The organism is Clostridium sp. Marseille-Q7071 (assembly GCF_965112025.1).
Genome location: NZ_CBCOPR010000001.1, coordinates 456608 through 470355, shown reverse-complemented (window position 1 = coordinate 470355; position 13748 = coordinate 456608). Strand labels below are relative to the sequence as shown.

Sequence of the window (13748 nt, the reverse complement as noted above, 5' to 3'; positions counted from 1 at the left end):
ATTATAGCATATAGTGCAAAAATTTTTCCTGAATAAATGAAATATTCTGTAATCAAAGAATAACTAAAGAGTATATGATTTTAATTTATGTCTCAAATATAAGACAGAAAGCGTATCCTACAATTAGAACAATACTTACAAGCATTGATTTATCAAAATAATTTTTAAATAATTCTAAAGAAGGAGTATTTTTACCTATTATTAAATAGGATAAAAAGTTATTAATATCAACAGTATGTTCCATATTGTTATAAGCACCTACATAATTTACTCCAAGAGAAATAGTAATTATTATTGAGAATAATAGTAATATTAGTATGGGTTTATTTAATTTCACTATTTTATGCTTTTTAAATGATTTTAAACATAATACTAAAGAAAATATTATAAATACAATAAATACTAGTAATAAAAATTTCACAGTCAATTCCTCCTAAAATTAGTTTAAGCTTAGCTCATAATAATTTAATTCATGATCTTCATAAGTTTCAACAAATCCAAAAGAAGTAAATAAATTTTTAGATCTTTCATTATACTTATATATTGATATAGATATTTTCTGCAAATTTAAATATTTTGATCTGATAGTGCAGTATCACTGATTGCTTTCCAAATATTATTTTCAAGTATTTCTATAAAATAGACCTCACCAATGCTTTTTAAGTATTTATACATTTTATTTATAGTTTCTAAATCATATAATCTATTAGTAACCCCTTCAGAATAATAAAGTACTTTAGGATTTCTATACCATGGTAGTGCTAGCTTATAATCATCTTCTATTATAGTCTTTAATCTTAGATTGTCATCTATATTAATATAGTTGGGGCTATGCACAATATTAGAATTCATGATTTTAATCTCCAATTTAATAAAAAATTTTATTGTTTTATAATAAAATCATTCATGAAAAGATTTTAATCTAATATAATTACTATATATAAGTATATAATTCCTGTCATTTCTAGAAAATTATTTCGTTTTTGCATAGGCTATGTTATGATAGGAGAATAGGATAATTCAATAAGGTAATAAAGGAGACGTATTATGGAAAATAAAGTTTTAGCCGTAGTTAATGGAAATGAAATAACTCAGATGGATCTAGATTTTTCAATAGCTAGATTTCCAGAGCAAAATCAAAGTTATTTCCAAACTGAAGAAGGCAGAAAGCAACTATTAGATCAAATTGTTAATTATGAATTAATATACAACTATGCTAAAGATGAAAATTTAGAAAATGAAGAAGAGTATAAAAAACAATTAGAACTGCTTAAAAGAGATCTATTAATACAAATAGGAGTAACAAAAACTTTTAATAAAGTTGAAGTTAATGATGCTGAAATAGAAGAGTTTTACAATAATAATCAAACTATGTTTAAAACAGAAGAAACTGTATTAGCTAAACACATATTAATTGATTCAGAAGAACAAGCTAAACAAATAATAGAAGAAATAGAAAACGGAAAATCATTTGAAGATGCTGCTACAGAATATTCAAAATGTCCATCAAAAGCACAAGGTGGAAATTTAGGAGAATTCGGAAGAGGAAGAATGGTACCAGAATTTGAAGAGGCTGCTTTTGAATTAGAAGTAGGGGTAATTAGTGAGCCAGTTAAGTCTCAATTTGGATTTCATATTATAAAAGTTGAGGATAAGAAACAACCTTCAATAAAACCATTAGAAGAAGTTAAGCCTATGATAACAACTAATTTATTACATGAAAAACAAAATAAAGAGTTTTTAGCATTAGTTGAAAAATTAAAAGGTATCTATTCAGTAGAAATGAAATAATTAAGAATCCCATAGCGAATACTATGGGATTTTATTTACATTTAATATAAATTATAAAATTAAATTTATAACATTATAAAACTTATAATAAAGCTATAAACCGGTTATAGATTGCATTAAGTCTATAAACAATTCCACGTGTATCTCTATGTAAAATATGAAGAAAATCAAAGATAATAGGAGAAATAAAAAAATAAATTTATATTACGATATATTTTATTATGAGAAGTATATATATCGTATGATACTATGTAAAAGTCGCAACTCCCCATGGGAGCTAAGACATACAGAATAGCTTAAAGGTTTCTTTTTAATTAACTTTTTAATAATATTTTAAATAATGTTAAAAAAATAAAAAAAGTTGTTGACAAGGAAAAAATTAAGTGATAAACTGATTAAGCAGTCGGAAAACGACGGCAAAATAGTAAAAAACTTGGTCTTTGAAAATTAAACAGAGAAATAGGTAAAACCAGTTAATTCATTGAGTTTCGAAAGAAACTTAAAATGACTATTAATAGTCAGCAAACTTTACTTGAGCAATCAAGATACAAACTTTTAAATTGAGAGTTTGATCCTGGCTCAGGACGAACGCTGGCGGCGTGCCTAACACATGCAAGTCGAGCGATGAAGCTCCTTCGGGAGTGGATTAGCGGCGGACGGGTGAGTAACACGTGGGTAACCTGCCTCATAGAGGGGAATAGCCTCCCGAAAGGGAGATTAATACCGCATAACGTATGAAGGTCGCATGACTTTTATACCAAAGGAGCAATCCGCTATGAGATGGACCCGCGGCGCATTAGCTAGTTGGTGAGGTAAAGGCTCACCAAGGCGACGATGCGTAGCCGACCTGAGAGGGTGATCGGCCACATTGGAACTGAGACACGGTCCAGACTCCTACGGGAGGCAGCAGTGGGGAATATTGCGCAATGGGGGAAACCCTGACGCAGCAACGCCGCGTGAATGAAGAAGGCCTTAGGGTTGTAAAGTTCTGTCATATGGGAAGATAATGACGGTACCATATGAGGAAGCCACGGCTAACTACGTGCCAGCAGCCGCGGTAATACGTAGGTGGCAAGCGTTGTCCGGATTTACTGGGCGTAAAGGATGCGTAGGCGGACATTTAAGTCAGATGTGAAATACCCGAGCTCAACTTGGGTGCTGCATTTGAAACTGGGTGTCTAGAGTGCAGGAGAGGAAAGCGGAATTCCTAGTGTAGCGGTGAAATGCGTAGAGATTAGGAAGAACACCAGTGGCGAAGGCGGCTTTCTGGACTGTAACTGACGCTGAGGCATGAAAGCGTGGGGAGCAAACAGGATTAGATACCCTGGTAGTCCACGCCGTAAACGATGAATACTAGGTGTAGGAGGTATCGACCCCTTCTGTGCCGCAGTTAACACAATAAGTATTCCGCCTGGGGAGTACGATCGCAAGATTAAAACTCAAAGGAATTGACGGGGGCCCGCACAAGCAGCGGAGCATGTGGTTTAATTCGAAGCAACGCGAAGAACCTTACCTAGACTTGACATCCCCTGAATTACCTGTAATGAGGGAAGCCCTTCGGGGCAGGGAGACAGGTGGTGCATGGTTGTCGTCAGCTCGTGTCGTGAGATGTTGGGTTAAGTCCCGCAACGAGCGCAACCCTTATCATTAGTTGCTACCATTAAGTTGAGCACTCTAGTGAGACTGCCCGGGTTAACCGGGAGGAAGGTGGGGATGACGTCAAATCATCATGCCCCTTATGTCTAGGGCTACACACGTGCTACAATGGTTGGTACAACAAGATGCAAGACCGCGAGGTGGAGCTAAACTTAAAAAACCAATCCCAGTTCGGATTGTAGGCTGAAACTCGCCTACATGAAGCCGGAGTTGCTAGTAATCGCGAATCAGCATGTCGCGGTGAATACGTTCCCGGGCCTTGTACACACCGCCCGTCACACCATGAGAGCTGGTAACACCCGAAGTCCGTGAGGTAACCGTAAGGAGCCAGCGGCCGAAGGTGGGATTAGTGATTGGGGTGAAGTCGTAACAAGGTAGCCGTAGGAGAACCTGCGGCTGGATCACCTCCTTTCTAGGGAGTCGACGTAGTTGGTAACTCTTCTACGAACACTGGTACTATACTCTGTTTAATTTTGAGCGACCAAGGTCCTACGGGACAAAGGAAAAGCTCAATTGTTCTTTGAAAATTGCACAGTGAAAATATTTGTTTAAATATCCTTTTAAATTAAAAGATAAATAAACAATTTCGTCAAGACAAACAAAAATAAATTTAAAAACTAAAGTTTTTGAATTCTATTTATGCGAATTTGTATAAGACATTTTTATAAAGTTAATGAAACTTTATAAAATCAAATAGAAGCGAGTAGTACAAGGAAACGAAGGAACGAGGAGCAGAACTTACTAAGGTAAGTGAGCACCGCAGTGACTGAAGTTGACGAAGTAATACGAAGCTTATATTTATTTTGATAGGTCAAGCTACAAAGGGCGCAGGGTGAATGCCTTGGCACTAGGAGCCGAAGAAGGACGTGATAAGCTGCGATAAGCTTTGGGTAGACGCAAATAGTCTGTGATCCAAAGATTTCCGAATGGGGGAACCCACATGGCTACGCCATGTACTATATGCTGAATACATAGGTATATAGAGGTAAACCCGGGGAACTGAAACATCTAAGTACCCGGAGGAAGAGAAAGAAAAATCGATTTCCTAAGTAGCGGCGAGCGAAAGGGAAAGAGCCCAAACCTAAGCCTTTGGCTTGGGGGTTGAGGACAGAACATAAAAGAGGTGGCTATTGTAACTGAAGATAGCTGGAAAGCTACTCCGTAGAAGGTAATAGACCTGTAAGTGAAACGAGAAGACCTTAAGTTCTGATCCAGAGTACCACGAGACACGTGAAACCTTGTGGGAAGCAGGGAGGACCACCTCCCAAGGCTAAATACTACCTAGTGACCGATAGTGGAGAAGTACCGTGAGGGAAAGGTGAAAAGAACCCCGGAAGGGGAGTGAAATAGAACCTGAAACCCTGTGCCTACAACCGATCGAAGCACTTTATATGTGTGACGATGTGCTTTTTGTAGAACGAGCCAACGAGTTACGATATGTAGCGAGGTTAAGTACTTAAGGTACGGAGCCGAAGGGAAACCGAGTCTGAATAGGGCGCAAAGTTGCATGTCGTAGACCCGAAACCGGGTGACCTATCCATGGCCAGGTTGAAGCGAGAGTAAAATCTCGTGGAGGACCGAACCACGTTGGTGTTGAAAAACCATGGGATGAGCTGTGGATAGCGGAGAAATTCCAATCGAACTCGGAGATAGCTGGTTCTCCTCGAAATAGCTTTAGGGCTAGCGTCGATTAATTAAGTAATGGAGGTAGAGCACTGAATAGGCTAGGGGGCATATCGCTTACCGAACCTTATCAAACTCCGAATGCCATATACTTGTATTTCGGCAGTCAGACTGCGAATGATAAGATCCGTAGTCAAAAGGGAAACAGCCCAGACCATCAGCTAAGGTCCCAAAGTGTAAGTTAAGTGGTAAAGGATGTGGGATTTCTAAGACAACTAGGATGTTGGCTTAGAAGCAGCCACTCATTCAAAGAGTGCGTAATAGCTCACTAGTCAAGAGATCCTGCGCCGAAGATGTCCGGGGCTAAAACTTACCACCGAAGCTATGGGTGTACACTATGTGTACGCGGTAGAGGAGCTTTCTGCATTGGCTGAAGTCGTACCGAAAGGAGCGGTGGACGATGCAGAAGTGAGAATGTTGGCATAAGTAGCGAGAGACAGGTGAGAATCCTGTCGGTCGAAAACCTAAGGTTTCCTGAGGAAGGCTCGTCCGCTCAGGGTTAGTCGGGACCTAAGCCGAGGCCGAAAGGCGTAGGTGATGGACAACAGGTTGATATTCCTGTACCACTAGCAGACGTTATTACAAATGGGGTGACGCAGGAGGATAAGATGTGCTAGCTATTGGATGCTAGTCTAAGCGTTTAGGTATGTAGGATAGGCAAATCCACCTACATTAGCTGAGGCGTGATGGGGAAACCCTTTAAGGGTGAAGTATCTGATTCCACGCTGCCAAGAAAAGCCTCTATGGAGGAAGTTAGTGCCCGTACCGCAAACCGACACAGGTAGGTGAGGAGAGAATCCTAAGACCATCGGAAGAATTGCTGTTAAGGAACTCGGCAAATTGACCCCGTAACTTCGGGAGAAGGGGTGCCTACGCAAGTAGGCCGCAGAGAATAGGCCCAAGCAACTGTTTAGCAAAAACACAGGTCTCTGCTAAAGCGAAAGCTGATGTATAGGGGCTGACGCCTGCCCGGTGCTGGAAGGTTAAGGGGATTGCTTAGTGCAAACGAAGGCATGAACTTAAGCCCCAGTAAACGGCGGCCGTAACTATAACGGTCCTAAGGTAGCGAAATTCCTTGTCGGGTAAGTTCCGACCCGCACGAATGGCGTAATGATTTGGGCACTGTCTCAACAGCAAATCCGGCGAAATTGTAGTGCAAGTGAAGATGCTTGCTACCCGCGATTGGACGGAAAGACCCCGTAGAGCTTTACTGCAATTTAGCATTGAGTTTCGGTACTATCTGTACAGGATAGGTGGGAGACTTGGAAGCAAGGGCGTCAGCCTTTGTGGAGTCATCCTTGGGATACCACCCTGATAGTACTGGAATTCTAACCGGAGGCCTTGAATCAGGTCACGGGACATTGTTAGGTGGGCAGTTTGACTGGGGCGGTCGCCTCCAAAAAAGTAACGGAGGCGCCCAAAGGTTCCCTCAGAACGGTCGGAAATCGTTCGAAGAGTGCAAAGGCAGAAGGGAGCCTGACTGCGACACAGACAAGTGGAGCAGGGACGAAAGTCGGGCTTAGTGATCCGGTGGTTCCTCGTGGGAGGGCCATCGCTCAACGGATAAAAGCTACCTCGGGGATAACAGGCTGATCTCCCCCAAGAGTCCACATCGACGGGGAGGTTTGGCACCTCGATGTCGGCTCGTCGCATCCTGGGGCTGAAGTAGGTCCCAAGGGTTGGGCTGTTCGCCCATTAAAGCGGCACGCGAGCTGGGTTCAGAACGTCGTGAGACAGTTCGGTCCCTATCCGTCGCGGGCGTAGGAAATTTGAAGGGAGCTGTCCTTAGTACGAGAGGACCGGGATGGACAGACCTCTGGTGCACCAGTTGTCACGCCAGTGGCACAGCTGGGTAGCTATGTCTGGAAGGGATAAACGCTGAAAGCATCTAAGCGTGAAGCCCCCCCTAAGATGAGATTTCCCATAACATAAGTTAGTAAGACTCCTGGAAGAACACCAGGTTGATAGGTGAGAGGTGTAAGCATGGCAACATGTTCAGCTGACTCATACTAATAAGTCGAGGGCTTGACCTAATTAATTTCACTGTGCAATTTTCAGAGAATAATTAATTTCTCTAAAAATTAATAGAAGCGAGTAGTACAAGGAAACAAAGTAGCAAGGAAGATCGTTTACTAAGGTAAATGGGTGCCGCAGCGACTGAAGTTGACGAAGTAATACGAAGCTTATATGAAATTTTCAAAAAATTAATAGAAACGAGCAGTATAAGGAAGTGAAGGAGCGAGGAGTGGAGTTTACTAAAGTAAATGAACGCCGCAGCGACTGAAACTGACGAAATAATGCGAAGTTTATAGGAATTTTTTATCTGGTGATGATGGTCCTAAGGGTAACACCCCTTTCCATTCCGAACAGGCAGGTTAAGCCTTAGGACGCCGAGAGTACTGCACGGGAGACTGTGTGGGAGGGTAGGTTGTTGCCAGGTAGTGTTAGCTAAGAAAACTTAGCTAACAATATGGCTCGATAGCTCAGTCGGTAGAGCAGAGGACTGAAAATCCTCGTGTCGCTGGTTCGATTCCTGCTCGAGCCACCAAAGTTTTGGCGCTATAGCCAAGTGGTAAGGCAGAGGCCTGCAAAGCCTTTATCCCCAGTTCAAATCTGGGTGGCGCCTCCAAATTGGAAAGCTTGCAAATATATATTTGTAAGCTTTTTTTGTCTTTAAAAATCATAATTATAAATAAGTTAAACTTTTGTAATTGATTAAAGTACTAAGATAATTATTATTTCAATATCAAACATTAAGTTTCAAATTAATATATCGATATATTGAAGAGTATAGGAGTTTCTACTATGTTTATATTAAAGCTTATGCCCAACAAAATATGAGACATTAGTAAAAAAATTTAATTTGATTCTTTTTATATGATTATTTTATAGAAAAAAGGGGGAAAGAGCATCAAATGGAAAATAATTTTCTTAAAAAAGCAATAAGAAAAACAAGTATTATTAGTGGACTGATGCTTATTTTAATAATTAGTATTATTATACTAGTGTTATTTGAGTCGAAAGGTAAAATTACATCTATTTTAGGAAGCCCAGAAGAAATCAATACTGTAGAGGAACTTGAAGAATATAATAAGACTGGAGAGGGGTATGCAACTTTAAATATAGAGTATATAGCAGACTCAGGTTATTATATTGCTAAAGATGGAGGAAAGGGAGCAGTAACAGAGAATGTATATATTGCGATTATTGAGGATAAATTTGTTACAGTAGCTTTACCTGCTAAAGTATCTTCAAAAAATCCAAGTGAAATGGAAAACGTCTCATTTGTAGTTAAAAGATTTGATGGATTAGAGAATGCTAGTAAGGTTCAATTACTTGGTGAAATAAAGAAAGAAATTGCAGAAGGATTTGGAGTACCTATACAAGATGTAAATAATGGATTTATAGATGTTATGCTTAAAGATTCAAAAACGGATAGAGTACTAGAAAAAATATTTTACATAGGTATATTTATTGGATTAATATATTTAATCATACTTGTCATAAAAAGAGTAATTGCCGTAACAAATTATAGAAGTAGTAAAGTTATTAAAAAATTAAGCAAATATGGAAATATAGATTATATGGAAAACCAAATAAATCAAGAAATTAATTATCCAGAGTATGTTAGTAGAAGAATAACTATTACAAATAATTGGATAATAGATAAAACACCTTTTAGTATAAGATTTATGCCTATAGAAAATTTAGTATGGGTATATAATGTGAGGACTAAACACTATCAAAATGGAATTAGAACAGGTACATCATTTTCGGTAATGTGCTACTCCGATAAAAATGAAAAACTTCCATTAAATGTAGGCGGAAAAAAAGATGAAGAAAAGGCAATAGGGATTATAGAATTACTTTCACAGAAAGCTCCATGGGCTATATATGGTTATAATGATGAAATAAAGAAGAACTTTAAGAAGAATCCGCAAAAAATTATTGAAGAAGTAAGAAATATAAAAATGGAAAATTCATTATAAAATAACTTCTAATAAAAATTTTTAGAAATACATAATAAAAAAGGATTAATTAGAAAAAACTATTTAATCCTTTTTTATTATGTATTGTTTTAAAATATGAGATAATTAAGACTTTAGTTTATAATTCTTATTGCAATAATTAATTATATAATAAATAAATTTCTTAGCTTCTTTTGCTCTTTTAACTTTTGATGTATAAAGAGAATTTTTGGAAGTATTTTCTCTTATGCGAATAGCTTCTTCAATTATTAATCTCCAGTTGGAAGGTAAAAATTCAATTGAGAATTTAGCTCCTTCAACTTTTGAGGTTATTTTTTTATTTTCAAGAGTAAATAAAATTCTGCATAAAGTTAAAATAGAAAATTCTATACAATTATCAAATAAGAAGACTATGCTTTTATTTAGTTTATCTTTCCAATAAATATTTAAATTATAATCCATTGTATCTAATACATTATTCCATTCAACTTCAAAATTAAGATCATAAGCTTTAGGGCTGTTTATTCCTACGCCATAATGCTTTAATGTCCACCATGTGACATAATTAATATCATAATACCCACTAGCAGTGAGTTTACCATCAGCGAAATAAGGATAAGGTGTAATTTGTGAATTACTTTTACCTAAATCATTTAATTGAATGTACATTCCCTCCATTTTTCTCCCATAAGGGCTTTCTATATTAAGCTTTTTATGTATTGAAGATAATGATTCCAATTCTTGTTTTGATAGAGGCCTTTTAAGTATAGTTATAAAATCTATATCACTTTTATTAGCATCAAATTTACCTAATGCCAGTGAATTATAAACATAAACTCCAAAGATTTTATCTCTAAAGGCACTGTTAATAGATGAATAATAATCATCTAAAAGTTTTACTATCATGTCAGGAATTTTATTTTTCATAGCATTACCTCATTAAAATTATTACTTGTATAAACATTATACCTAAATTTTACTAATTTGTATGCGATATTTATAAAGTTGTTATTAAACTAGTAATTATAAATAAAAAATGAGTTATTTCATTATGAGAGAAAGTCTTTAGCTGAAGAAGAGATTGGTAAAGTTATTAAGCTTTAAGAAAGCTTTTATGAAGAAATATACGGAGTTTTTCAAGTTAATATGGGCAGGAAAATCAACTATTATTTTTGTAATACTCTAGAAGAAATTTGAGAAATATATGGAGGTAATGAAAAGTTTAAAAATTTTTATTTAAATTGCGGCGATGATGCAGTAAAAGTTTTAGAAGGATTTGATGTTCTTTAGAAAGGTTAGAAAGTTTATTTTGTAAGTCTGTAGAAAATACAAAATATAATAATGTTATATATGAATATGTTAACAGTAGAGTATAGATTAAACTTTTATAAGTACCCTAAAAGTTTAAAAAAAATAATTAATAGATTAAAAAATCCAGAGAATAAAAAACTCTGGATTTAACTTTAACATTTTTTATACAATTATAAAATATGCAATAAAATTTAATTTTCTTTATTATAATTATTGTATTCTAACAAAGAAATTAGCACTTCATCGTATTGTAAATTATTATATATATTTCTTAATTCTATTAGCGTATTATCATTTACTTCATACCATGTGCCATTAATTTTTACTAAATTATCTACAAATATTAAAGAACAGTTTAGTTCTCCCTCTACTTCTATTGAAAGTAATGGTTCAGTTGTATTCACTTGTTTTGTGGCATTATAATCAAGTGTATTTAAAAAATTTATAATTTCCTCCATGTCCTTTTTCTTAGTTATTTTTTTCATTTTAGGAGGAAAATAAAGCAACTTTATAGTGATATTATCAACATATTTTAGTGAAATAGATTTTGGATTGTAATTACATGATATAGTACATATGTCTAATACTATTAATAATATTATTAAGAATCTTTTCATAGTAAACTACCCACTTTTTTATAAAAATTAACGTTTATATTTCTTTACAGTAACTACAACTATTAATATTGGCATTGCAATTATTAATAAAAATATAAGTATTTTAGCAATTGATTTTAATAATATAAGACCTACTATTACTGAAAGCACGATTAAAAATGCCTTTTCAAGAAAGTCAGAATCTCGTTTGCAACGTTTTTTACGGTTGCAACATCTTCCTCTAGATCTCACAAAATTCCTCCTAAATAGTCCTATATATAAATTATGCGAAATATTTATATAGATGACATTATATCTTCAAATGAAAATTGCAAAATATAAAATAACTAATTCAAATGTCATCAAATGTCTAAAAAAAATTAAAAATTAATCAAACTTTTGATATCAATTCTAGATGATATAAATATTATATATCTGTAAGGTAAAATTGAGGAAGTGATTATAATATGAGGTTATAGTAAGCTGAATGATTAATTTTAGCAAAAATATAGAAGATAAAATAAAAAATTCATTATTTAGCTTCTAATCCTAAAATTTTTAATTTAGAGAATATTTGCATTAGAAAGTATGGACAATATAACACAAGATAAATGGTGCTATATAATAATAGTTTGTAATAAACCCTATTAAAGAGGTAATTTAACTATTAGTGAGCTTTAAAAGCCTTTAGGTCAAGTGGATTATTTCTATAAAGCCTAGTATAATACTCTAGGACAAGATAACAAGAAAATTTTAAGGTGTAAAAATTAGGAGGATTTAGTGATGGGGACTATGTATAAGGAAATTATATATAGAAAAAAATTACCAGTGCTATTATTTTTATTTGGTATAATGCTTATTTTCATACTATTGTCGGATTTTATAAATAGTTTGATAGGAAGTATGAGATTCGTTTGTAATATATTCTTTTTATTTTTAACTATAGGGTGTTGTATTTTTGAAGCCTATAAGTGTAGTATTAAATATAAATATTCTATAATAGCTGATCAACTCATTATTCATAGAATAAGAGGAGATGCTCAATTTTTATTAGAAGATATAAAAATAAAAGATATAGAGTATATAGGTCAATGCTCTCAAGGAAGTAAATTTTTTAGAATTATAAGTCCTAAAAAATATATTTGCTCAATTTTTAAATTAAATAAATATTGTTGTGTTTATAAAATAAATGGTAAAATTTTTAAGTTTTATTTTGAACCTAGTAATGAACTAGTTCAAAAGTTAAAAAATGTTAAAGAAAAAAATGCACTATGTTATGGACAATGTTTATAATAGTTAATGTACTTAATATATTAAGAAGTAACAAAGGATAGTTAATAGCTATCCTTCTTTTTTCTTTTTTAACTTATAACAATTAATAATTATTTTTTATATTTTTATGAAGCTCAATTGTTATTTCTTCTAATAAATCATTTCTTTCAATAAAATCTACAGCAGTTATTGCAAGAGCTTCTGCTGCTTTCATAATTCTTTCTTTACATAGAGAAGATAAAGTTGATTCTCTAAATTCTAGTGAAGGACAGTTAATATCCTGATTTTCAGTAATTGCTATAGAAGGATATATTGTGGGAGTAGTATGACTAATAGTTCCTATACCAAGGGAATATTCCATAGTTTTAGGGGTACAAATATTAATAATACCACATTCCTTTAAATTATTAGAAAATATCCTAGACAATATAGCATTACTTACAAGTTCTTTTGAAGGAAGTTCATAAAGAGTTATTTCATATTTAACATTCAAAATAGTATCTAATGCCTTAAGGTAGTTTCTAATTTTACGTTCTATTTCTTCCGCATCTTTTATATTAGGAGATTTTATATTAAATTTGAACATTTCCTTAACTTTTTTGCCGTGAACTCTATTATTTATATCTATACATAAATTATCTATATAACATTTATCGCAGGATGATTTAACTAATTCATTTATACTACTAAGATTGAAAATAGAATAATCTAAGGAATTATTATATGGAGTATTTAATATATACTGTATTTTTAATGGAATAGATGCCATAGATGTACCACTTTCAGAGCTACAATTATCCACATGAGGAGCTAAAATAACATCCATATCTTCAAATACATTCTCATGGGTCATTTTGATTTCACTACCATTGGAGTAAAGTCCTGGGCAACCTATTATGACTATACTACCAGAAAGTTTATCTATTGCTATTCTTGAAGCTATGGCAGTAGCCATTGAAATAGAAGCATTAGCGTTGTTTCCATAGATATGTCCATCTTTTTCATCAGCACTATATTTGCAAATAATACAAATTTTAGGATGACCTTCTCCGTATTGACCATAAAAAGCAGTTGGGATACTTAAGAAGTTATCTGTAATATTAAAATCATACTTTTTTAACATATCTATTAAATATCTTGATGATTTATTTTCATAAAAAGGCTTTTCAGGATTATTATATAAAAACTCGCATAGGGAATAGATATCTTCTTTGATAGTTGATAAAAAACTTATTATATTTTGCTTCACTAAATATCTCTCCATTCAAATTAAAATGCATCATAGTTAGTATATCCAAGAAAAATTTATTTATTGGTATATTTTATATCTTAAAAAATTTTATGATTCATTAAGAAATATCTTTAAATTATAATTATATTTTGTCACTTATAAATTGAATTAAGTAGTGTATTGTTAAAATAGGTAGAAATATTAGGAAAAATTTTAGCAAAAATTTTAGTGGACAAAATA

9 protein-coding genes, 2 tRNA genes and 3 rRNA genes are annotated in these 13748 nt (G+C 33.9%); 8 read left to right on the top strand and 6 right to left on the bottom strand.

The window, feature by feature from the left end:
• Window positions 1–85 precede the first annotated feature (85 nt).
• Both ACWPW7_RS02115 and ACWPW7_RS02110 read right to left on the bottom strand, forming a co-directional pair.
• A complete protein-coding gene (locus ACWPW7_RS02115; RefSeq protein WP_454052193.1) occupies window positions 86–421 on the bottom strand; it encodes a hypothetical protein in 336 nt (111 codons plus the stop codon).
• A gap of 146 nt (window positions 422–567) precedes the next feature.
• Complete coding sequence (locus tag ACWPW7_RS02110; protein ID WP_454052192.1) at window positions 568–852, bottom strand: hypothetical protein; 285 nt, start codon at window positions 850–852, stop codon at window positions 568–570.
• 195 nt (window positions 853–1047) lie between these two features.
• Here ACWPW7_RS02110 and ACWPW7_RS02105 point away from each other — a divergent pair, with 195 nt between their 5' ends.
• The 7 genes from ACWPW7_RS02105 (at window position 1048) to ACWPW7_RS02075 (ending at window position 9119) form a co-directional block, all read left to right on the top strand.
• Window positions 1048–1791 (top strand): peptidylprolyl isomerase, encoded by a 744-nt coding sequence (locus ACWPW7_RS02105; RefSeq protein ID WP_454052191.1) that lies wholly within the window; start codon window positions 1048–1050, stop codon window positions 1789–1791.
• A 556-nt stretch (window positions 1792–2347) separates the two neighbouring features.
• Window positions 2348–3859, top strand: a 16S ribosomal RNA gene (locus ACWPW7_RS02100).
• Between the two features lie 397 nt (window positions 3860–4256).
• Window positions 4257–7163: ribosomal RNA gene (locus ACWPW7_RS02095) — 23S ribosomal RNA — on the top strand.
• A gap of 289 nt (window positions 7164–7452) precedes the next feature.
• Window positions 7453–7570, top strand: a 5S ribosomal RNA gene (gene rrf, locus ACWPW7_RS02090).
• Together the 16S, 23S and 5S rRNA genes with 2 tRNA genes alongside form the textbook arrangement of a ribosomal RNA operon.
• A gap of 32 nt (window positions 7571–7602) precedes the next feature.
• A tRNA-Phe gene (locus ACWPW7_RS02085) sits at window positions 7603–7678 on the top strand.
• A gap of 7 nt (window positions 7679–7685) precedes the next feature.
• Window positions 7686–7759: transfer RNA gene (locus ACWPW7_RS02080), tRNA-Cys, on the top strand.
• A 286-nt stretch (window positions 7760–8045) separates the two neighbouring features.
• Entirely contained in the window at window positions 8046–9119 is a 1074-nt protein-coding gene (locus tag ACWPW7_RS02075) for a DUF6709 family protein (RefSeq protein ID WP_454052190.1), read from the top strand.
• A gap of 105 nt (window positions 9120–9224) precedes the next feature.
• Here ACWPW7_RS02075 and ACWPW7_RS02070 read toward each other — a convergent pair whose 3' ends face one another.
• The 3 genes from ACWPW7_RS02070 to ACWPW7_RS02060 all read right to left on the bottom strand — a co-directional run bounded on the left by ACWPW7_RS02070 (window position 9225) and on the right by ACWPW7_RS02060 (window position 11257).
• Window positions 9225–10025, bottom strand: coding sequence for an aminoglycoside adenylyltransferase domain-containing protein (locus ACWPW7_RS02070; RefSeq protein WP_454052189.1), 801 nt, complete (start codon window positions 10023–10025; stop codon window positions 9225–9227).
• Between the two features lie 575 nt (window positions 10026–10600).
• Window positions 10601–11026 carry a hypothetical protein gene (locus tag ACWPW7_RS02065; protein WP_454052188.1) on the bottom strand — a complete coding sequence of 142 codons (426 nt, stop codon included), beginning with the start codon at window positions 11024–11026 and terminating at the stop codon, window positions 10601–10603.
• A gap of 27 nt (window positions 11027–11053) precedes the next feature.
• Window positions 11054–11257: a hypothetical protein gene (locus ACWPW7_RS02060; protein WP_291568654.1), complete on the bottom strand. Its 204-nt coding sequence runs from the start codon at window positions 11255–11257 to the stop codon at window positions 11054–11056.
• A gap of 531 nt (window positions 11258–11788) precedes the next feature.
• On the opposite strand from ACWPW7_RS02060, the gene ACWPW7_RS02055 reads away from it, so the two are divergent.
• Window positions 11789–12298 (top strand): hypothetical protein, encoded by a 510-nt coding sequence (locus ACWPW7_RS02055; protein ID WP_454052187.1) that lies wholly within the window; start codon window positions 11789–11791, stop codon window positions 12296–12298.
• Window positions 12299–12380: 82 nt separating this feature from the next.
• Here ACWPW7_RS02055 and ACWPW7_RS02050 read toward each other — a convergent pair whose 3' ends face one another.
• Window positions 12381–13526 carry a hypothetical protein gene (locus ACWPW7_RS02050; RefSeq protein WP_454052186.1) on the bottom strand — a complete coding sequence of 382 codons (1146 nt, stop codon included), beginning with the start codon at window positions 13524–13526 and terminating at the stop codon, window positions 12381–12383.
• Window positions 13527–13748: the final 222 nt, after the last annotated feature.

Excerpts from the sequence above, each read along its gene's own strand:
- ACWPW7_RS02110 (WP_454052192.1), bottom strand. The coding sequence starts at position 852 with ATGAATTCTAATATTGTGCATAGCCCCAACTATATTAATATAGATGAC.
- ACWPW7_RS02075 (WP_454052190.1), top strand. The coding sequence starts at position 8,046 with ATGGAAAATAATTTTCTTAAAAAAGCAATAAGAAAAACAAGTATTATT.
- ACWPW7_RS02065 (WP_454052188.1), bottom strand. The coding sequence starts at position 11,026 with ATGAAAAGATTCTTAATAATATTATTAATAGTATTAGACATATGTACT.
- ACWPW7_RS02055 (WP_454052187.1), top strand. The coding sequence starts at position 11,789 with ATGGGGACTATGTATAAGGAAATTATATATAGAAAAAAATTACCAGTG.
- ACWPW7_RS02070 (WP_454052189.1), bottom strand. The coding sequence starts at position 10,025 with ATGAAAAATAAAATTCCTGACATGATAGTAAAACTTTTAGATGATTAT.
- ACWPW7_RS02105 (WP_454052191.1), top strand. The coding sequence starts at position 1,048 with ATGGAAAATAAAGTTTTAGCCGTAGTTAATGGAAATGAAATAACTCAG.